The organism is Pseudomonas sp. FSO-7, assembly GCF_059579345.1.
Genome location: NZ_CM184193.1, coordinates 3463303 through 3484890 on the forward strand (window position 1 = coordinate 3463303; position 21588 = coordinate 3484890).

At 62.9% G+C, this 21588-nt stretch carries 15 protein-coding genes; 5 read left to right on the plus strand and 10 right to left on the minus strand.

All coding sequences use genetic code 11. The features are described from left to right. Positions 1 to 457: 457 nt before the first annotated feature. Positions 458 to 1081: a TetR/AcrR family transcriptional regulator gene (locus tag AC515T_RS15230; protein WP_496528972.1), complete on the minus strand. Its 624-nt coding sequence runs from the start codon at positions 1079 to 1081 to the stop codon at positions 458 to 460. Positions 1082 to 1163: 82 nt separating this feature from the next. Between AC515T_RS15230 and AC515T_RS15235 the strand changes: the two genes are divergently transcribed. Then, positions 1164 to 1793 carry an NAD(P)H-dependent oxidoreductase gene (locus AC515T_RS15235; protein ID WP_496528973.1) on the plus strand — a complete coding sequence of 210 codons (630 nt, stop codon included), beginning with the start codon at positions 1164 to 1166 and terminating at the stop codon, positions 1791 to 1793. Positions 1794 to 1795: 2 nt separating this feature from the next. Here the strand turns inward: AC515T_RS15235 and AC515T_RS15240 are convergent, their stop codons facing one another. Then, entirely contained in the window at positions 1796 to 3358 is a 1563-nt protein-coding gene (locus AC515T_RS15240; RefSeq protein WP_496528974.1) for a L,D-transpeptidase family protein, read from the minus strand. Between the two features lie 163 nt (positions 3359 to 3521). Here AC515T_RS15240 and AC515T_RS15245 point away from each other — a divergent pair, with 163 nt between their 5' ends. Then, on the plus strand, positions 3522 to 4205 hold the full coding sequence (locus AC515T_RS15245; protein ID WP_496533141.1) for a murein L,D-transpeptidase catalytic domain family protein: 684 nt from the start codon (positions 3522 to 3524) through the stop codon (positions 4203 to 4205). 88 nt (positions 4206 to 4293) lie between these two features. Further along, positions 4294 to 5259, plus strand: coding sequence for a class I SAM-dependent methyltransferase (locus tag AC515T_RS15250; protein ID WP_496528975.1), 966 nt, complete (start codon positions 4294 to 4296; stop codon positions 5257 to 5259). Here the strand turns inward: AC515T_RS15250 and AC515T_RS15255 are convergent. From AC515T_RS15255 to AC515T_RS15285, 7 genes are all read right to left on the minus strand, one after another. Next, the gene (locus tag AC515T_RS15255; protein WP_496528976.1) at positions 5234 to 10333 is read right to left on the minus strand and encodes a dermonecrotic toxin domain-containing protein; all 5100 of its coding nucleotides are present in this window, start codon (positions 10331 to 10333) and stop codon (positions 5234 to 5236) included. The two genes, AC515T_RS15250 and AC515T_RS15255, sit on opposite strands and share 26 nt — an antisense overlap. A 146-nt stretch (positions 10334 to 10479) precedes the next feature. After that, the gene (locus AC515T_RS15260; RefSeq protein WP_122568569.1) at positions 10480 to 11082 is read right to left on the minus strand and encodes a LysE family translocator; all 603 of its coding nucleotides are present in this window, start codon (positions 11080 to 11082) and stop codon (positions 10480 to 10482) included. Between the two features lie 53 nt (positions 11083 to 11135). Continuing rightward, a complete protein-coding gene (locus AC515T_RS15265; RefSeq protein ID WP_496528977.1) occupies positions 11136 to 11972 on the minus strand; it encodes an AraC family transcriptional regulator in 837 nt (278 codons plus the stop codon). Positions 11973 to 12643: 671 nt separating this feature from the next. Next, positions 12644 to 15271, minus strand: a complete 2628-nt coding sequence (gene ligD, locus AC515T_RS15270; protein ID WP_496528978.1) for a DNA ligase D — start codon at positions 15269 to 15271, stop codon at positions 12644 to 12646. Further along, positions 15268 to 16431, minus strand: coding sequence for a carboxylate-amine ligase (locus AC515T_RS15275; protein ID WP_496528979.1), 1164 nt, complete (start codon positions 16429 to 16431; stop codon positions 15268 to 15270). The genes ligD and AC515T_RS15275 overlap by 4 nt, the downstream gene beginning before the upstream one ends. After that, complete coding sequence (locus AC515T_RS15280; RefSeq protein WP_496528980.1) at positions 16403 to 17416, minus strand: methyltransferase; 1014 nt, start codon at positions 17414 to 17416, stop codon at positions 16403 to 16405. Before AC515T_RS15280 ends, AC515T_RS15275 begins: the two co-directional genes overlap by 29 nt. Positions 17417 to 17426: 10 nt before the next feature. After that, positions 17427 to 18812, minus strand: a complete 1386-nt coding sequence (locus tag AC515T_RS15285) for an iron-containing redox enzyme family protein (RefSeq protein WP_496528981.1) — start codon at positions 18810 to 18812, stop codon at positions 17427 to 17429. Between the two features lie 334 nt (positions 18813 to 19146). Here AC515T_RS15285 and AC515T_RS15290 point away from each other — a divergent pair, with 334 nt between their 5' ends. Beyond that, positions 19147 to 20484, plus strand: coding sequence for a cation:proton antiporter (locus AC515T_RS15290; protein WP_496528982.1), 1338 nt, complete (start codon positions 19147 to 19149; stop codon positions 20482 to 20484). Positions 20485 to 20618: 134 nt separating this feature from the next. Here the strand turns inward: AC515T_RS15290 and AC515T_RS15295 are convergent, their stop codons facing one another. Next, positions 20619 to 21155: a hypothetical protein gene (locus tag AC515T_RS15295; RefSeq protein ID WP_496528983.1), complete on the minus strand. Its 537-nt coding sequence runs from the start codon at positions 21153 to 21155 to the stop codon at positions 20619 to 20621. A gap of 150 nt (positions 21156 to 21305) precedes the next feature. Here AC515T_RS15295 and AC515T_RS15300 point away from each other — a divergent pair, with 150 nt between their 5' ends. Next, positions 21306 to 21536 carry a hypothetical protein gene (locus AC515T_RS15300; RefSeq protein ID WP_496528984.1) on the plus strand — a complete coding sequence of 77 codons (231 nt, stop codon included), beginning with the start codon at positions 21306 to 21308 and terminating at the stop codon, positions 21534 to 21536. Positions 21537 to 21588 lie beyond the last annotated feature (52 nt).

Sequence of the window (21588 nt, forward strand, 5' to 3'; positions counted from 1 at the left end):
CCGTTATCCCCCAGCCTGCTGGCGCTCGATCTTCGTTGACCGACGGGGCTGCCCACTCGACTGTGTTCACGGTGGGCCTGGATAGCCTCTTGCAGCGAGCGTGCCAAACCTCGCCCTGCCCCTACTCACGGCAGCGCTTTTACCGCTATCCCCTGTGGGAGCGGGCTTGCCCGCGAAGACGCCAGCGCTATCACCACAAGCCGACCGGCGCCCGGCTCCCTTTCCCAAGCGCCACCCACTGCCTTGCGATGGTGCGACCCCCTCGCCTGCGGCTTCATAAAAGTGCAGTTCGCCATCAGGAGGGTTGCTCTCGATATCAGTCGGTCAGTTGGCCGATAGGCTGAATGTGCCACCATCATCGCGAGCAAGCTCGCTCCCACATGGTTTTGTGGTGGTTACGGGGCTGGGGTTCAGCTCAAGCCCCTGTGGGAGCGAGCTTGCTCGCGATAGCGATGGATCAGCTTGAAGGGAGGCCGGCGGTCCTGGTCACCATCGCAACGATACTGACCAGCAGTTCTTCTTTTGCCTCGGCAGCGCTGATTTCCCCGGTGGCGGCGGCATTGGACAGTGCTTCCGCCGCCCCGAGCATCGCCCGCAAACCGGCCTGGGTGATGCCCTTCGTACTCGCGAACGGCTCCAGCACGGCGCGGCACTTGTCGAGGAAAATGCTCTCGTATTCACGCTTGATGCGCTCCAGCTCCGGCGAACTGGTCAATGCCGCGATCACCCCGGGAATCTCCCGGCCTTGCAGCAGTACACACTCGACGTAGGAAGACGCGATCACCGCCGCCCGGCTTTGCAGGGTGGCGTCGCTGGCGTCGAGGGCCGCATCCATCAGTGCCGTCTGGCGAGCGTCGAAATCCTGGTAAAGCGCTGCCAGCAGCCCGGACCGGGTAATGAAGTGGTCGTAGACGATGGGCTTGGTCACCCCCGCCTGATCCGCCAATCGGGCCAGCGTCAGGGCGTCGCTGCCCTCCTCGCGCACCAGTCGCCAGGCGACATCCAGCAATTGGCGCTGCCGGTCATGCCGGGATAAACGACGACGAGGTGCAGGCTGCGAATGTTCGTCAGTGCTTGACATGCTAACTTTACCAACCGTAACTTACTAAGCGTAACTTAAGCATACCTGTCATCAAGACCTCGTGACCAGAAGGAGTTTCGCCATGCATGCACTCATCGTTGTGGCTCACCACGATCCGCGCTCCCTCACCCACAGCCTGGCCGGGAAAATCGCCGAGGGCATCACCCGCGCCAACCCTGCCGATACGTTCGAGATCGCCGACCTGGCTGCCGAAGGCTTCGAGCCACGCTTCAGCTTTGCCGACCACGCTGTGCACCACCGCGAGGCCTTGCCACCCGCGGATGTGCTGGCCGAGCAAGCCAGAATCGACCGTGCCGACGCGTTGGTGCTGGTCTATCCGATTTATTGGTGGTCCATGCCGGCGCTGCTCAAGGGCTGGATCGACCGGGTGTTTTCCAACGGCTGGGCGTTCGATTTCAGCCTCGACAAGCCGTTTATCCAGAAGCTGCAGCACTTGCGGGTCCATCTGGTGGGCGTCGGTGGCGCCGATGCCGACAGCTTCCAACGCCACGGCTACGGTGAGGCGATGACCACGCAGATCGACCATGGCATTTTCGGTTATTGCGGTGCCCGGGTGGTGAGTTCCCAACTGCTGTTCGACTCGGAAACCGCCGATCCGCAGCAGCATCTGCAGGCCGCCGACGCTATCGGCCAGCGCTTGTTCGCCACGCTCGACGAAACCACCCACGCGCCCGCAACTGCATGCGCCTGAGCTCAGAGCGCGCGACCACGGGCGGCAGACAGTGTCGCGTCACGCCCGTAGATATCCGGGACGTACACCGCCTGGCCCTGGCTGTCCGCCTGTGCCGTCCAGTACCCCAACAGGATTGGCACGGGCCGGGCCAGCCTGAACTCATGGGTCGACTCGCTGGCCAACAACGTGTCGGTGCGCGCGCGTTCGGCCGGGCTTACCAACAGATCGCGCAGGTGCATCACCTGCTCGATCCGCACGCAGCCTGAACTGAAGGCTCGCGGGCCTTTGCTGAACAACGACTGGCTCGGTGTGTCATGCAGGTACACCGAGAACGGATTGGGAAAACGGATGGCCATTTTGCCCAACGGGTTCTTCGGACCTGGATCCTGACGCAGCATGAGGTTGCCCGGGTGCTCCCAGTCGATATCCTCCGCCAGCAACGGCAAGCCATCGCTGTCGAGGATCCGCAGGTTGTGGCGGGTAAGAAACTCCGGATCACGGCGGATCTCGGGCAGTTTGTCTTCGCGCATGATGGTCGGCGGGATAGTCCAGGTCGGGTTGAGCGTCAGCCGGGTGACGTGGGATTTGAGCAAGGGCGTCTGCCGTTGCGCACGACCCACCTGGGTGCGGGTCTGCCAGACCGGCGCGCCGCCTTGGTAAACCGTCAACTGCGCCGCCGCCACGTTGACCAGGACGCTGTCGGACTCCACGTCCTGGGCCAGCCAGCGCATGCGCTCCAGGTTGATGCGCAACTGCTCGCGGCGCATGGCCGGACTGATGTTCAGCTCAGTGACGGTCCACGGTCCCACCACGCCATCGGCCTGAAGCGAATGCTGGGCCTGGAAACTCTTCATCGCTTCCACCAGCGTGGGGTTGTAATGCTCGTCAGTCACTTGCGGCGGCGTACTCAGGTAACCCTCGTTGAACAGCCGTTGGGCCAGGGCGGGTACGCGGGCGTCCTGTTTGTCCGGTTGCAGCAGCGGCCCGCCTGGCACCGCTTGCCATTCGGCTAAAGGCTGTTGCCGCAGCCGGGCATAGAGGCCGCGCAGGTTGCGGTAGAGGTCCAGGTTCGGTCGCGCCTGTTCAAAGGCATCGGCCAGGTTCTGCCGGCCCAGTCCGGCGATGGCCAGCACCACGGCCGGGTGATCCTGTGGCGGTGGGTTGGCCTTCCACACCGGCTCCAGCCGGTCTTGAGGCAGGTAGCCGAAACGCAGGTCATGCAAGGCTTGCAGGTAGCGCTGGCTGATGGCGATGTCGGCACAGTGAGCGCCCTGGGCTGTCCCCTCGACCGGCAGGTGATAGCGGGTCGGATCCAGGCCGTCATCGGCCAGTTGTTGCAACTGGACCTGCAACGCCGCCCGTCGTTCGTCGTCCGCCCAGACTGCCTGGCCTGCGTTTTGCTGATAGAACGCCTGCAAGTCGAGCAACGTCGGAAAGTCGACACCCACCGCGACGTCCGGGCACGCAACCGCCAATTGCGCCAGGGTGGTCTGCACCAGTGCCGGATCGCTGTCTTCGGCTGTGGCGACCAATGGCGCAGTGAGCAATAAAAGGCTCAGGTAACATGCGGACTTTTTGAACAACTGCTTTACTCCAATCCATGGCCGTCTCGTTGACGGTGAATTTTTGCGACAGGTAAGACCCGCCATCATGCAGACAAACGAAATCGGACGGGATGCCGCGAACGAACACCACGTTGGAACCCCTTCGCCTGTATCGGGCTTTTTGCGCCGATTCTGCCTGGTCATGCTGGGCCTGGGCATCATTTGCAGCCCGGCACTGGCCGAAAAAAGGGCGAAGTCGCAAACGCTTTACCACAGCCTCTCCCAGGCAGCGCCGGAACTCAATCCCCTGGCGCTCAAAAGTGCCTTGAGCGCCATGCAATGCGCGGTTGCCAACGGCGCCGGCCAAGCCCGTCACCTGGCGGTCATCGACTACTCGCAACCCTCCACGGCCCGGCGCCTGTGGATCTTCGACCTGCGCCAGAAGAAGCTGGTATTGCGCGACTTGGTGGCCCACGGTCAGAACTCGGGAGAAAACTTCGCCACGCAATTTTCCAATCGCCTGGGCAGCTATCAATCCAGCCTGGGACTGTTTCGCACCCAGGAAAGCTACCAGGGCACCCACGGCTATTCGCTGCGCATGGATGGCCTGGAGCCCGGCTTCAATGACCTGGCCCGTGATCGGGCGATCGTGATCCATGCCGCCGACTACGTGAACCCGTTGTGGAGCGTGCGCCAGGGCCGTATCGGGCGCAGCCAGGGCTGCCCTGCCGTACGCCCGCAGGTGGCGCGCCAGGTGATCGACAAGCTCAAGGGCGGGCAATTCATGTTTTCCTGGTACCCGGACCCGGGCTGGCTCAAGCGTTCGGCCTATCTCAACTGTCAGCCGCAACAGGTCGCGAGTATTCTGGCCACCAGTGGAGGTTGAAACAGGCAGTTGCTGCGCAACTGAGCGGGAGCAAGCTCCCTCGCCACAGGTTAAAATGCCGGCCTTTCGAATCCTTGGCGTTGCCTGAATGAATTGCGTAGCCCTTCAAACCCTTCACGACCATTTGCTGACCACCCTGGCATCGGTGCCGGAAGAAACCCGGCGCCTGTTCCATGGCCGCGGGCGCTGCTGGCCGGGCCTGGAGCAGGTCACGGTCGACTGGTTGCAAGGGGTGGTGCTGGTCTCGCTGTTCAAGGAACCGGAACCCACGCACCTGGACGGGTTGATCGCGACGCTGCTGGCGCTGACGACATCGCCGGCCTGGCAACACAGCAAGGCCCATACACTCGCCGTGCAACACCGCTACCTGCCGCAAAGCCTCACCCAATGGCTGGTGGGCGAGCCCATTGACGAATGGACCCTGACCGAAGGCGGCCTGCGCTACCGGATCGACCTGGGCAAGAAGCAGAACAACGGCCTGTTCCTCGACATGCGCTACGGTCGTGACTGGGTGCGGGCCAACGCCAAGGGCAAGCGGGTGCTGAATCTGTTCGCCTACACCTGTGGCTTCTCCGTGGCGGCCATTGCCGGCGGCGCGCAGCATGTGGTCAACCTGGACATGTCCCGTGCGGCCCTGAGCCGCGGCCGCGACAACCATCGCCTGAACGACCACGACCTGAGCCAAGTGAGTTTCCTTGGCCACGATCTGTTCAAGTCCTGGGGCAAGGTGATCAACAGCGGCCCGTACGACCTGGTGATCATCGACCCGCCCACCTTCCAGAAAGGCAGCTTCCTGTTGACCAAGGATTACCAGCGAGTCCTGCGCCGCCTGCCGGAACTGCTGACCGCCCACGGCACAGTCCTGGCCTGCAGCAACGACCCGGCCACCGGCCCGGACTTCCTCATCGACGGCGTCACCCGCGAAGCGCCCGGGCTGGTGTTCGAAACGCGCCTGGACAATCCACCGGAATTTCCGGACATCGACCCGGAGTGTGGCCTGAAGGCCTTGGTCTTCAAGGCGACAGCGCCTACGGCACCGGCCACCATGCATTGACCAGCCCCATGGTGATCCGCCGCACCAGCGATTCGACCTCGCGGCTCTTGACCGAACGGTAGATCGCCATGGTCCGCCGCAGTTGGTCCTCGTTGAGCATCACCGGCTGGCGTGCGCTCCAATCCACATCCGTCACGGCCTCGAGCCCCACGCCGCGCCAGACGATCCGGTCGCCTTGGGTGACGGGCTCCAATGGGCTGGGCAGGCTGGCGTCCGGCTGCACCAGGTTATCCAGCATCACTTGCGGCCAACGGGACGGATTCACCGGCTCGCTGAAGGCCTCCACCAGATCGTCATCCAGCGTATCCCAGAAGGCCAGCCCTTCGGACCAATCGCGGGACATCAGCCCCAGATAGGGCCGCCAGGCCATTTCTCCCACGCGCGGAGTCTGGTCATTGCTGTTGAAGGTGTCCTGGGCATCGCTGAGCCAGTCGATGAATGCTTCACGGGTCATGTGTACCTGGCGCTGCGCAAGGTCGGGGTAACGCTCCGTCAGGGCATGGTTCCAATAGGCGGAATGCTCGACCAGAAACGCTGAAAAGGGCACGCCTCCTCGAACGAGGCGCGCGCGCATCACCGATTCGAAAAAGTGGAAATGCATTTCCAGCTCGGCAAGGTCTGGCGTTTGTCGATCCAGGATACGGGCTTGCAGGCGCGTGCGCAGTTGTTGCAGTTGCTGATCGAAATCGCCAATCAGCAGCGGCAGCGGGTCGTGAGTGTTCTCGTAGCCGATGTAGTGCTGCAAGACAGCGGCCGCCCTCTGGCGATCGGCGAAAGACAACCCGGCAGGCGTCCGCTTATCGGTGTTGCGGATGCCAACAGAGAACCAGTCGATGAAACTTCGCATCCCGGGATCGTCGCGGGCAACCTCCAGCGCTCTCTTGAGCGCCGAGGAAAAGTAGAGCCAATCATCGGCGGTGTACTGGAACGAGTCGGGATATATGGCGCGCAGGGCCTGGATCTGAAGACTGGGCAATGGATTGTCATCGAGCCATACGGCCAGCGAGCCCCGATCGGGCAAGCGGTCGAGCGCGGGCAGCAAGTCATCCTGGATAGTGGTGATGCGGTTGCCTCGAAGATCGAGGACGTACAGAGCGGACGGATGCTTGTTCAGCACCGCCAACGCCAGCGGAGGCACCCGATCAAGCCCGCTCCTGGCCACTCCCAGCTCGTACAGGCTCGTCAGCTCTGGCAAATCGGGTAGGTCCCTGCAATTATTTCCGTTCAGGCGCAGCTCCTGCAAACCCGTCGCGGTATGCAGGAATGCACTGCCCTCCTCATCCAGGCGCAGGCCACAGCGCGACAGATCCAGCACCCGCAAGTCCGGCAACCGAGTCAGCGCCTGCAGCTGCTCGGGCGTGAAATCCAAGTTTTCGGCCCACACCACCTCACGCAACGTCGGCAGTGCGGCCAGGCTGTCAATGGCTGCAATCACGTCCGCACTGGTTCCGGTCTCCGGACCGCTACTGATCCCCGTCAGGTCCAGGGCCGCTATTCTAGTGGGTTCAGCACCGGTCAATGGCGCGAAGACATTTGCGTGCAGATGGAGCGGATTGCCTTCCATTGACAGTTCCACCAGCGAACGTAACTCACCTGCCGCCACCGGAATCGTGGTGAGATGATTGCCCTGCAGGTTCAACGTATCGATGTTGGGGAACAATCTCAGGAAGTCTGAAGGGTCCTCGCTAAGGCCCATATGGCTCAGCGCCACCAAACGGACATGCTCGAAACGTGCACTGATGGGAGGCAACCGACCGACGTCCAAAGCCCCTAAGCGTAATGCCACCTCACTACCCTCCAGCCCCGGTTCGGCTTCGCTCCGCCAGGCACGACGCAGTTCACTGGCGATGGCATTGCGTTGCCCAAGCAGGGTCTCACGGTCGTACTGCTGTTCGTTAGGGTGGTGGAAACCCTCATGGTCCACCCACTGGCGCAGCCCATCGTCCAGCGTGGTCCATTCGTTTTCCAGCCGGTCCACCAGCTCGCCCAGGCTGATGCCTTGGTGCCCGGCCTGTTCCGTCAGGTTTGCCTGTAGCTGTATGAGACGCTCCCCTCCATGGCTGGGATAGAGCCGCTCAAGACGCTGCTCCAGGCTGCCGCGCCAATCGTGCAGCGGCAGCCTGCCACGGCCGCTGAGGGGGTACACCAAGTGCCCGTTCAACCATTGCGGCCGCGATCCGACACTGCCCAGGCGCCTCATCGACAGGTAGGGACGCAGGCCTTGCCGGTCCTCCAGGGCCTGTGCAAGCAACTGGGACCGAAGCTTATCCGCCTCCCAGATATTCAAGCCCAGCGCCTGGCGGGCGTCGTCCGATAGCGCCCGCAGCAGCGCATCCTCCAGACTCATGGGGTTTGCCAATTCTTCGCCGGTTTCGTCAAAGGGGCGGTACTTGTCGCCTTCCTGGCGAATGGTTTTCAAGGGGCCGTCCTCCCCCACCGTTATCGGGTCTTGCAGCTCGCGCAGCCAAACGCGCAGGTGCACGCGACCCTGTAACCGGGGGGCATCGCCCAGCAGGCCCATGACGATGCGGTCACGGTCCACGGTGCCTTCGCCCCGCTCCAGGGCGCGCAAGGCACGGGTCAGGCGCAGCTCGCGCAAGGCTTCGGCGCACTGCTTGCCCAGGTTCTCGGCCACCTTGCCTCCCAGCAAGCGCAACCGATCATGACCTGCCACCTCGTGGACCAGTTCGTTGGCGATGGATTCGGGCAGGTTCGGGAACGCCCGAATCACCGGGGCAGCCAAGGGATCGCGCCCGACATGACGGGCCATGGCCGCGTTCACCCGCGTGGCATTGCGTTCCAGGTACCCGGCCCAGCGTCCGGCCAACAATCGGCTGCGCTCCAGCGGGCGCAGGCCGAAACTGCGTTGTCCGAGCAGCACGTTCTGCTCGTCCATGCTCAACTTCCCCAGAATGCGGGCGGCCCAGGCGTCGTGCTCCAGGTCCGCTTTGCTCAACCATAGGAAGCGCGTGTCGGCGATGTCACCCACCGGGTAGAGCCTCACGCCATCGTGGTAGCGCAACGTCAAGCCCTCGGGCCACCCCGGTAGATCGACGAGGGTCTGTACGATGCGAAAATGCCTGCCTCCCGGCGCTTCGCCACGGCGCAGGCGTTCAATGGTGTGCCGCGCCCATTGCCAGTTCCGTGCTTCATCCAGGGCATCGGCCAATATCGCCGGCATCGGCCGCCCCTGGACTTGCAAGTAGCGCAAATGCGCCTCGCTGATACCGACCTGCCGTTGCACGGCCAGGAGCGCCGTATCATCCAGCTCGACGGGCGTCTCGGCAAAGGCACGCAACAACGCCAGGTTATCGCGCTGCAACGGGTTGCGATGAGCCCACTGCCAGCCGCGGGCACGGCTCCATTCCAGCGGCGGCGTCACACCTCGGTGCCCGGCTGGCAGGCGCAGGTTCAAGGCGTCCTCCGCGCCCTCTACTTCGAAGTAACGATCCTCGATGCGTACCCACGCCGCGTCTGTCGTGCGCCAGACACCCCAGGCATCCTGCTCGGCCTCCACGGGGGGCAGGCGTTGCGCTTCGAAGACGCTGACGTCGCCATTCCACAGGCGCGTGGTGCCGTCACTCACCGGCATGGGCTCAACGGTCCCACCGACGAAGCCCAGGTAGGCGCCTTGAGCGAGCCCGAACAACACGTTGAAGATATGCTCGATCCCTTCTTGCGCGTGGCCTTCGTTGAACGCCTGGATGCCTTCGAAGATCTCGTACACCAGGCGTACGCCACCGACTGCCGCGGCCGTCATGCCGATCGGCGCGCAAAACGGAAAGAAGGTCGCGGCGATCATCAGTGAACGCTCGACAAGCCCCTCCCAATAGTCGAGGCGCGCCAGCAGCGCGCGCCAGTCCTGGTCCTTGGTCGGGACCATCAGTGCCGAGGCGTTGGCCAGGGCGTGGCCGCGCCACTCGTGATAGCTGGCGTGCCAAGGCTCCTCACGCAAGTCTTTCAGACCCCAGGCCACCTTGGGCGTGGGTATCCGGATGTGCCGGTGATCGCCATCCTCGCCCCGCTCGCCCTCGCGCCAACCGGTGATGCGTGCATGAATTTCCTGGAAGAGATTGAGGTTGTCCGTCACCTTCCACTCCACTTGATCGTGCAACGCCGTGCCCAGGCTGGCCTGCAGACGCAATGGGAGGTAATGCATCAGGCCCTGGCGATAGCGGCGTTTGCGCAGCCGTTCGGTGAGCTCCGCTGACAGTGCCTGCAAGCTGGGGAACTGCTTGAGCGGCGCCACGGTGTCATGGGGCATGTGCAAGACGATCGGGCGAACCCCCTGGGCATCGCCCTTGAGTCCCCAGTACACCCGGACGCCAAACAAGGGCGCCGAGAGCAATTCCAGCGCCTTGACCTCACAGGCCAGGGGGGCGACGGGCCGACCTTCGAGATGAATGCCCACGTGGGCCAGCAACCGCTCACCGGTTTCGTCCAGGCGCCCATCCAGCTTGGCTTCGTAGGCGTCATAGGCGAGCTGGCTGCGGGCGTACGCCATGTAGGCCTTGGCAATGGCGGGCACCTCATCGGCAATACGAGGCATCTTCTGTTCGAGCAACTGCCGATAGGCCCCGCCCACATCCATACGGCGACAGAGGCTGGCGAAGCTGGCCGGGGTCGTGGCCAGTATCGCCCTGTCCGACGGAGCGTTCCCTCGGAAGAACTCCCCTCGTCGGCCCTGGATGAACAGTTCGCCCTGGTTATCGAAATCGCTGCCGACGACCGCGTCGGCGGGAGGGTAATTGCACATGGCCGCCTCGATCACCGACAGCGAGGGGTCGTTAACGAAAGAACTTCGCCTGACCCTGGCCCGGCGTACCGCGTCCGCCACCGTGCCGGAGCCAATCACCCGGCTCCAATCCTGTACTTCTGGCTGGGTCTTGAGCCGTTCGAGGGTGAACGCATAGGGCCCCGGCAGGTCGCTGAGCAATGCATTGAGTGCATCACTGTCGCGCTGCAATTGTCGGGTGAGCACTTTGAAACGTGCCTGCCGGGCCCGTGTGGCTCGCTTCAACCAGACAGGGAGCCTGGCGCGGATAAAATCGATAGGGGTATCTTGAGTGGGCATGATGGACCTCCTTCCTTGGGGTCGAGTGTTCGTTCGAGCGCTAAAGCACGTTAAGTTCTGGCGTGGCCGATGCTCTCCAAATCAACTGTGTTTTGATACCGTCCAACCGTTGCAAGGGATTGCGGGGTGATGGAGGTGGATCGCCGCTACATCACCAAGGTCAACCATGCCGACACCAGCAGCATCACCGCCATGACCCGATTGAACCGCCCCATCGCCACGGCGGAACGGCAGAACCGTGCGGCACCGCGGCCCAGGTAGGCCCAGACGGTCATGCAGGGGATGGAAATGGCGAAGAACGCCAGGGACAGCCAGAGAACCCGCACGGTCCGGTCGGCCTCGGCCCCCGCGAAAACGCTGACCACCGCCAACGCCATCATCCAGGTTTTCGGGTTCACCAATTGCAACCCGGCCGCCCCCGCCAGGCCCAGGCGCGGGCCTTCCACCGGGCGGTCCGGGTCGATGGCCTGGGCCGGTGCGCGGAAAATCTGCCAGGCCATCCAACTCAGCCAGGCAATGCCCGCCCATGAGAGCAGCGTTTGAAGCGTGGCATGGCGCGCCAGCACATCCCCCAACCCGGTGCCGACCAGGAGCACCAGCAAGGCTGCCGCAGCGCAGGCACCGAGAATGATCGGCACGGTGGTTGCCAGGCCGAAGCGCGAGCTATGGCTCAGCACCAGGATATTGGTCGGGCCCGGGGTGATGGAGGCGACAAACGCGAACAAGGCAAACGGCAGTAACTGGTCCATGGAGCGACTTCTCGGTAAGGATCGATCGCTGGATCATCCCCGCGAAGCCAGGGTCAGTCTGGAACAATTGAGCAGCGCTTGCGGTAGTCCGCCGGGCTCAGGCGATAGGCACGCTGAAACCAGCGGCCCAAGTGACTCTGGTCGGCAAAACCGAGCATGGCCGCCACCGCTACGGCACTCTCGCCAGAGGCCAGCAAACGCCGGGCGCGGGCCAGGCGCAACTGGATCAGATAGGCATGGGGCGCCAGGCCGAAAGCGGCCTTGAACGCACGGGTCAGGCGAAAACGATCCACCCCGGTGACCCGCGCCAGGTCATCCAGGCCGATGTCATCGCTCAGGTGACTGTGCAGATAATCCCGGGCCTGCTGCGCCACCAACGGCAGCCGCGGATCCGGGTTGATCCGCGCCCGCCAGTGCAGGTGTTGGGTCAGGTTGGCCAACAGGGTATCGAGGGCCGTCTGGCGCACGATGCGGATTTCCTGCTCATGCAGGCTCTGGAAGGCCAAGGCCGTGGCACTCGCCAGCCGTGCATCGTCGGTCAGGGTGGCGGCGAAACCCAACTGGGCGTTGTCCGGCGCGACGTCGAACAAGGAACGCAACTCGCGCTCCAGCCATTGGGGTTCCAGGTACAACGTGCGGTAGGTAAACCCGTGGTCGTGAGGCGCATTACCGTCGTGCAGCTCACCGGGCTCAAGCAGGAACACCTTGCCCGGCGTACTGTTGTGCTGCTGGCGGCGGCAATGAAACTGCTGCACACCCTGCTCGGTCACGCCCACCAGGTAGCTGTCATGCCAATGGGGATCATAGGCATGCCCCTCGAAATGCGCGCGCACGGTCTCGATACCGGACGTGGCGTCCTGCTTGAGATCGATCCAATTGCGCGCCGTCATGCCCTGTCCCGTTTAACGAATGTGCTCTTGGCAGATTAACTGCTGATGGGAGAAGTGTCTGGAAGATTTGTGCAAACCTTGTGGCGAGCGGACTTGCTTAGGCGGTCAGTCTGTAGATACACAGGTCGACTGACACACCGCCATCGCGAGCAAGCTCGCTCCCACAGTGGGTCTGTGGTGAACACAAGACTTAGGAACACCCAAGATCACCTGTGGGAGCGAGCTTGCTCGCGATGACGCCGGCACATCCAACATCACCGAAAACTGAACCACCGCCATCGCGAGCAAGCTCGCTCCCACACTCATCCCACAGGAGAAACGCGGTCCCACCAAGAATCAGGTCGGCTCTCAGGCCGCCTCGCGGTGGACGTTGATCTCGGGCGCCCCGTTAACCACGCTGGCTGAACGAAGGTATTGCGCAGTGGGCAACCCGGCATGGATGCCGGGTTAGCCGCGCTGGGCCATGGATGGCCCTTCGCGGCGGCCCACGGAGCACTGCCTTCGTTCAGGCATGCCGAGCCTAAGCGAGGCACCAAGTGGTGGGGCAAAAGCGCTTTGGTTACTTTCGACTGGGCCGGCTTCCGGGCTTTTCGAAAGTGACCCGCCGTCAGGGCGGAACCCTAAGTGGCCGTTACCGCAGCAACGGATATACACACCAAACCCCAATACCTTTAAACCTTCCTCATACCAATACGCCGACGCATCTCAGCCGTAATACTCTGCCGAGTCTTCTTAAGCCCAGCCCAAGGCTCATGCCCCACCTCCGCCAGACGCTCATGAACATTGTGCACATTCCACAGGTTCGCCCCCTTGAGCTCAGCCACCTCCTCACGAAAAATCGGCACCGACACCGGCAACCCCTCCCGGGTCCGGGCGGCGTAGGCACAGATGGTAGTGGCGCCCAACCCGTTGCGCAGGTAATCGATAAAGATCCGCCCTACCCGGTTCTTCGGCCCGGACACCGCCGAAAAGCGATCCGGCAACAGCTTGGCCATGTGACTGACAATCGCATGGCTGAAGCCCTTGACCTCGTCCCAGCCCAGTTTGCGCGTCAACGGCACCACCACATGGATGCCCTTGCCGCCGCTGGTCTTGAGGAACGCCTTGAGCCCCAGCTCATCGAGCACCGATAACGTGAGTTGCGTCGCCTCGACCATGCTTTTCCAGGGCAGCGCCGGGTCCGGGTCGAGGTCGAGGACGAAGCGGTCGGGCTTGTCCAGGTCCACGGATGTGGCGTTCCAGGTGTGCAGCTCCACCGTGCTCATCTGCACCGCGCCAATCAGCGCCTCGGCGTTGTTGATGATCATCACCGGCTGCCCCGTCAGTGCCTTGTCCAGGCTGACGATGCCGGGAATCGCCAGGCGCTCGGAGTTCTTCTGGAAAAACAGCTCACCGGCGATGCCATCCGGCGCCCGGACCAGGGCGACCGGGCGATCTTCCAGTTCCGGCAGGATGAATTCGGCAACGCTGGCGTAGTACTCGGCCAACTGCAGCTTGGTGGTGCCGCTGCTGGCGTCGATGACTCGCTCCGGGTGGGTGATGCGGACCTTGCCGTCCATGGCCGGCGCCTTGGCTTGTGTCCGGGTCTTTACCTTGTCCTTGCTCTTGTCCGATTTCGCGTCAGGTTCGTCCTTGGGGCTGGTTTTCTTCGCCGCCGTGGTTTTTTTCACGGGCTTGGCAAGCTCCTGGGTGATGGCCTTGGCCGGCTTGTCGTTGCGCAAACCGTGGAAAACCGCATGGCGCACCGAGCCTTCCTTGGTCATTTCGGCAAAGGCCACTTCGGCCAGCAGCGTCGGTTCAAGCCAGTGCACGCCCTTGGCTTCGTAGCCGGTGGGCGGGTTCACCACGGCGGCCTTTTTCGTCTCCAGGGGCAGCAGTTGCTGGTAGATGCTCTTGAGGGTGGTTTCGTTGAAGCCGGTGCCGACCTTGCCGGCGTAACGCAATTGGCCGCTGTCAGCGTCATGCAGCCCCAGCAGCAAGGCACCGAAGGCACTGCGGGCGCCCTTGGGATCGCTGAAACCCACCACCACGAATTCCTGGCGATTCTTGCATTTGAGCTTGATCCAGTCGTTACTGCGTTTGGACACATAGGCGCTGCCGATGCGTTTGCCGATCAGCCCTTCCATCTGCATCTGGCAGGCGCTGTTGAGCAGCGCTTCAGGGGGTTGCTCAAAGGCATCGGAAAACCGTAGCAAGGGGCTTTGATTGGGCTCCAGCACGGCGGCCAATGCGGCCCGGCGTTCTTGCACCGGTACTTTGCGCAAATCCATGCCGTTGAGATAAGGCATATCGAACAGGTAATAGGCGATCTTGCCACTGCTGCCGACCTCGAAGGCATTTTGCAAGGCCTGGAAGTCCGGCACGCCCTGATCGTTGGCGACCACCATTTCACCGTCGAGCCAGGCCGATTCCAACCCCAGGGCAGCCAAGGCCTCGGCCTGCTTTGGCAACTTGTGGGTCCAGTCATGGCCGTTGCGGGTCAGCAGCCTGACGTCGCCGTTTTCGATCCGCGCCATGACCCGGTAACCATCGAACTTGATCTCATAGAGCCATTCGCCGTCGGGCGCGCTTTCCACCAGTGTCGCCAGTTCCGGCTTGAGGGTTTCGGGCAGCGGCCCGGCGACCGCGCCGCTGAGGGTGGTTTTCGAGGTGCGTTTCGGCGATTTCGGCTGGCTGGCTTTTTCCGGCCGTTTCACCGTTTTGGCCGCGGCAGCCTTGCCTCGTTGCTTGGGCACAAGGGTGCGATCACTGAGCACGCTGTCCGGCTCGGCCTGGACCACGTCGTATTCGCTTTCGGGACGGGCGGCCTGGTCCTGATGCTTGATCAGGAACCACTGCTCCTGTTTGCCAGGCATGTGGGTGCGCACCAGGTTCCACAAGCCGCTGAGCTTTTCGCCTTGCAGCTCGAACTTGAGCCGGCCTTTTTCATAGGCATCGTGGGGATCCCCCTGGGGAATCCAGACGCCACGGTCCCAGACGATCACGTCACCGGCGCCGTAGTGGCCTTCGGGAATGCTGCCCTCGAACGTCGCGTAGTCCAGCGGATGATCTTCAACATGCACCGCCAGGCGTTTGGCTTTCGGGTCCAGGGAAGGTCCCTTGGGCACCGCCCAGCTCTTGAGCGCGCCGTCCAGCTCCAGTCGGAAGTCGTAATGCAATCGCGAGGCATCGTGCTTTTGAATGCAGAACTGCAAGGCATGGGCAGTCTTTGCCGATCGACGCGAACGTTTCGCCGCCGGCTCCGGGGTGGCGGCGAAATCTCGCATGCGGTTGTAGTCATCCAGGGTCTTGCTGCTCATGGACCACCTGCCACCTGTTGCAACGCTGGATCGGCGACCGGCATCCCGGCCGTTTCCGCGAGCAACTGATCGACCACGCGGCTCAAGGCCTGTTCGACCGAATCGCCCAGCAGCAGGCCTTGTTCGTAGAGCACGATTTGCCGATCGGCGCTGGTGCCTTCCTGCACGATCCGGCGGGCCTGCTTGAACACGTCCTGGACGCCGAGCTCGGCCGCGGTTTCACCGAAGGTCTGCTCCGCCAGGGTCAGCCACTCCCCGATCAGCATCGGCTGTTCCTGCCCCTCGACGATAAACTCCGCGAGGATCCCGTGGCGCTTGGCCCGCCAGCGGTTTTCCTTGAGGATCCACTGGGACATCTGGCTGTAGCGGGCCCCGGGCCGGCGTTGCGTGACGGCATGAGCCACCATCAGGCGAAACAGCGAGACCAGACAAAGGACGTCGTCTGCCCGAGGGCAGGCATCGCAAATGCGCAGCTCCAGCGTGGGATAACGTGACGAAGGCCGTATTACCCACCAGCAATCGCTGGCCTGGCGAATGGACCCGGTGCGCATGAGCATGTCGACGTAGCCGGCGAACGCCGACTCATCTTCGAAATACTCCGGCACGCCCATGCGCGGCCATTCATCGCAGGCCACTTGTCGATAGCTGCTGAAGCCACTGTAGCCACCGTTCCAGAACGGCGATGACGCGCTCAGGGCCAGGAACATCGGCAACCAGGGCAGGACCTCATTCATGACCCGCACCCGGTCCTGCGTGGCCGGGACTTCCACATGGACATGCAGCCCCGACAGCACACTGCGCCGCGCCACCCGCTGGTAATCATCGAACAGTTGCTGGAAATGCAGCTCATCGGTGGGTTGCAGCACCGGGGTGGCCATCGGGTGTGAACCGGCGCTGAGCAGGCCCAGGCCATAAGGTGCCAGCCGCTGGTTCAGGCCCGTACGCACCTGGTTCAGGTAGTCGGCGGCCTCGGGCAGGCTGCGAAAGATGGGCGAAGCCATCTCGACCTGGCATTGGAACATCTCATGGGCGAAATGCTTGCCCAGCTCGGCCCGGCAGGCGGCGACAGCCTCTGCGGGTGGTTCACCCGGCATGCAGCGGGTGTGCAGATCGGTGATGAAATACTCCTCTTCAACGCCGAATTTCATGCGCCTGTTCATCGATAGTCCCTCCGATAGCCCCGCCGATACCTGCGCCCATGCGGGTTACAACCAACGCCACCACGGCGATCCTTTCCACGTCCTGGTAACCCGGCGTGAGCAGTTCCTCACCGAACACATCCGGGTCCAATTCCTTGTAGGTCCAACCGAAATCCGCTGAGTCACGCCATTGCCCCAGCGCTTCGAGGAACGGGTCGCGCCCATCCACCATCGCCACGCCGGTGTAGAGCACCAGCGAGCCGCCAGGGGTGAGCCGGGGCAAGGCCTGCGCGACGATGCGCAGCGACAGCCCGGCGCCCAGTGCGCCGCCACCATGGCGATAGGCGCGCTCGGAGGGGTCGGCCATGTACGGCGGGTTGGCGACGATCAGGTCGAACTGGCCCGGCACGTCCTGCAGCACGTCGCTGCGGGCGACCTCGACGTTGGCGACCTCGGCCAATGCGGCGTTCACCGCGCTCAGGCGCAGGGCCTGGGGGTTGATGTCCACGGCCAGCACTTGCGCTTCACGGCGGGCGCGGGCAATCACGATGGCGCCGACACCGGCGCCGCAACCGATGTCCACGGCGCGCTGCACGGCAGTGAAATTCTGTTGCAGATGCGTATGGATCAGTTGGGCGAAACGGTAACTGTCGGGGCCGAAGAACACCGCATCGGTGGCTTGCGTGGGGAACTGCGAATGGGCAAACAGCAAGCCATCCAGGCTCGACCAGCGCACCCGGCTACGCAACAGGCCGTCATGTGCTTCCAGCACCTGGGCGTCTTGCAATTGCCGCTGTTCGTCGGTACTGATCAGACCCGGCGCAAATGGCCGTGACCAGCCGAACACATCCCGCAGGGTCTTGGCGCGCTCATTGCCGGGACGCTGGTTGACCCGTTCATGGGTCAACGGCGTCGGGGTAATGAAACGGTAACCGTCGGCTTGCAGGCGTCGGCCCAGTTGCAGCAGTGCAAGGTCCGGCTCGGACAGGCGTACTTCTTCATTCATGCAGGGCTCCCTAGCGAAGTGCGGATTTGAGTTCGATGAATCGGCGAGTCGCCAGCAGCCCGGCCGGATGGCTGTGGCAGCGGGCGCAGAGCCAGGGCATCAGGACTTGCATCTGCTCGTCGGGCGCGCGGCCTTGCAGCGCCTGTTGCAGGCTTTGCACATCGGGATCGTCCATCGGCGTGGCGGCCTCGCAAGCGGCAACCGGACTACGCCGCACGCCAGACTTCGTGCCCTCGTCCAGCCAGTCACCGGCAATCCAATCGTGCAGCAGCTGTTTTTCGTAAGGGCTGAACACCCCGAACATGGCCGCCCCTGCCCCGTCGATCAGGGTCCAGAAGCGGCTGTTTTGCGGGTCTTCATGGCGCTTGATCCAGCCTTTGTTCTGCATGGCCGTCAGGAACCCTTCCAACTGACCCGGCGCCGCGAGCCACTGGTTGACGGTCTTGCCTTCGAACTTGCAGTAATCGGAATGCATGTGCTGGCCGAACGGGCGTTTGCGTTCGAGCATGTCCAGCACTTCACGATCCAGGTCGAACGAGCCGATGATGGCCCGGCTGCCCTGCCCCAGGTCATTGAGGCGATAGCCCAACGTGACCCGTTGCCAGAAGGCCTCACGGTCCGCTTCCATCGGCATCAGTTGCAGCAGCGCTTGCACGGCCTTGTGGGCGTGACCGGTGCTGGCGTTGTCGATGGTGACGTGGAGGGTGAAATAGTACGGATCGATGTCCAGTTCGCTCAGTTCATAGGCGCTGATCAACAGATGCAGGGGCAATTGTTCGTAGCCCAGGTTGTAGCCGATGACCTCTGGCAGGTATTCGTCGCCGGCATAGCCCAGGGCCAATTGCACGGCGCCCTGCAGATAAAGGTCGTCGTCGATGTCCGGGGCGTCCGACAGATCGTATTCGGCGAGCAACTTGCGATAAAGCACCACATGGTTTTGCGCGGGGTGACCGTCTCCCAGTTCTTCCAGGTAGGTGCACAGCAACCCTTCGAAACGGTGGTCATGCCAGTGCTTGACCACGCCATACAGCCAAGCGCCGTCGACCCTTTTGGTCGGCGCCACGGCCTGGAGGAAGTACAGGGCGTGGGCTTTGCTGCGGAAGAACTCCCGCGGGCCGCCGGTTTTGCGCCGTTCCAGATAGTCAGCGTATTGCCGGGCCACGCCGGCGCTGTGTTGTTCGACCCAGGCCTGCAACGCCGTCGGGTCAGCAGGCATCTCCTGGGGGAGCGCCGCAGCCTTCGTGATGCATTGCTGGAGGAACGTTTGGGCGACGGCTTGCTTGTCAGCGTCGTCGGGGCCCTGGAACAGCCGTTCATAGCATTGGCGCACCTGTCCGTTATGGATAACAGGGTGCACGGTGGCCGGCTGGGATTGGAGGGGTGTCAGCGCAGTCATAAGGGCCTCTCGGGTTCTTGGCGGACGCTGAATCAGAACGTCTCTTCTGTTGCAGAGCGCCAGGAACGGCGAAAAATTCCGTTGGATTGAATGGCAGGCGGATAAACGGGGGCCTGCTGCATTGGTGGGAACCCTCGCTTCGCTCGGCGCCTCAAATGCAGATAACCACCCGGCTGTTGAATGCGGCAGAACGCTGTTGTGGCGAGGGAGCTTGCTCCCGTTGGACGCGAAGCGGCCCATGCCTTTTGCGGCTGCTCCGCAGCCGAGCGGGAGCAAGCTCCCTCGCCACGGGTTTCACTCGCCAATCGGTACCGGCGCTATCCAAGGAGCAACGATGACGTTCACAGTATGGGTAGCGGTGCTCGGCGCGGTGTTGCTGACCCTGGCCCTGACCTCCTCTTATCTGCGCTGGATGCCAGTCACCACCTCGGCGATGTGCCTGGTGTTGGGCGTCGCCATCGGGCCGCTGGGGTTGGACGTGCTGAAGCTGGACGTTCGCGACTCGTCGGTCTGGATGGAACACCTCACGGAAGTCGCGGTGGTGTTTTCGCTGTTCGTCAGCGGCCTCAAGTTGCGCCTGCCCCTCAAGGACCGCACCTGGCGCGTCGCCTATGGGCTGGCCGGGCCGGTGATGATCCTGTGTATCGCCGGCCTGTGCCTGACATTGCACTATCTGTTGGGCCTGAGTTGGGGCGCGTCGATGCTGATTGGCGCGATGCTCGCGCCCACCGACCCGGTACTGGCGGCGCTGGTGCAGGTCAACGATGCGCGGGATGACGACCGGGTACGGTTCGGCCTGTCGGGTGAGGCGGGATTGAACGACGGCACGGCGTTTCCGTTCGTGATCCTCGGGCTGTTGATGCTGCGTGAGGACGGCAGCGGTTTTCTCGGTGAGTGGCTGCTTCATGACGTCCTGTGGGCCGTGCCAGCCGGGTTGCTGGTCGGCTACTGGATGGGCCGTGGCATCGGCAAGCTGACTTTGTCGATGCGCATCAGGAATGCCGACAGCACCTTGTCCCCCAATGATTACCTGGCCCTGGCGCTGATTGCCCTGGCGTACGTGGTGGCCGAGTGGATCCAGGGCTACGGCTTTCTCTCAGTGTTCGCCGCCGGCCTGGGCCTGCGTCAGGCCGAGGTCAAGTCGACCGATGAAGCGGCACCGCCGGCGGAACACCTGGTGCAACCGGTGGTGGGCCACGAAACCGTCGATCCCCAAGAGGCAGTCCTGGGCGACACCGAGTCGCTGGACGATAGTCAATTGGCCGCCGGAGTCATGATGAGCGACATGCTGGCGTTCGGCAGCCTGGTGGAGCGGTCGATGGAGGTGTTCCTGGTAACCCTGCTGGGAGTCGTGCTGGCTAACCATTGGGACTGGCGGGCCTTGGTGATCGGTGCCCTGCTGTTTCTCGTGATTCGTCCGTTGAGTGTGCTGATGGTGCCCTGGGGTCGATTGCTCGACGGACCGCAACGGCTGCTGATCGGCTGGTTCGGCATTCGCGGGATCGGCAGCCTGTTTTATCTGTTCTTCGCCTTGAACCATGACCTGCCGCCAGAGGTGGCGCAACTGTGCATCGACCTCACCCTGTCGGTGGTGGCCTTGAGCATTCTGGTTCATGGCGTCACGACCCAGCCCACGTTGGCATGGTATGAGCGCCGTAAGCAGCCGAGGTGAAGCACTGTGGCAGGAGATGAACGCAGTTGTGGCGAGGGAGCTTGCTCCCGCTGGGCTGCGAAGCGGCCCCAAGCTTTGCGGTTGCTGCGCAACTGAGCGGGGGCAAGCTTCCTCGCCACAATGACGGGTATGTCTCAGCCGCCAGGGTCGCTCAACTGGATATAGACCGAATACACCCCCAACAGCACCCAGAACGTGGCAAAGATCCAGGGTGTACGCAGCGAGAACAGCAACGACTTGCGATAGCCCTTGTGGGTCGATTCCCGTTTGCTGAACAGCGGCGATTCATCGTAGGCCAAGCCCATCAAGGGTTCGGCGCGCAATAACTCGCTCTGTTTGAAATGCCAATGATCAATGATCTCGTAGGCCGCCTTGATCCCCGGCCAGGCATTGAGCGAACTCAGGAAGCCCAGCAAGGCCAGGAATGGCGGCACGATCAGCGTGAACAACTTGCCCCATTCCGGGTTCAGGTTGGCCATGCACGAGGCAAAGGCGATCACCAGGAAGGATTGGGCGGCCAGGTAAGCATCGGTTCGATTGGCCAGGATGCTGGTTTCGTATTGGATCTCCCGGCGATAGAAGTCCAGTCGCTCCTTGGGCGAGCCGAACAGTTTGGCGTTGTGTTCCGTCAGTTCTTCGTCCGGGGTCGGCCCGGTGAGTATTCTGGGCATTGCGCAGGCGGTGCCTCGGTGATGATTCGAACTCATTAGAAGAACCCGGCACGCGGCAAGTTCAAGCCAATGGATCGCAGGTAGCAAAGTCCGAGGAAACGCTGCCCAGCCGCCAAGGTCTCTACTGTGTAAGGGCAAGAGGAGCGTTGCGTGGATTATCTTGGATGGGTGCAATGGCCGGCGATGCTCGTCACGGTGCTGGCCGCCTGGTTGATCGGCTCACGCCAACCCCGCCGCAGGGTGGCGGGGTTCAGTTGTTTTATTGCGAGCAACATCCTGTGGGTGGTCTGGGGGCTGCATACGGGCGCGTATGCATTGATCGTGTTGCAGTTTTGCTTGTGCGCGATGAATTTGCGTGGGTTCAAAAAGAACACTGAATAGGCAGGGTCCCCTTTATGGGTAGACATATACCCTTGTGGCGAGGGGATTTATC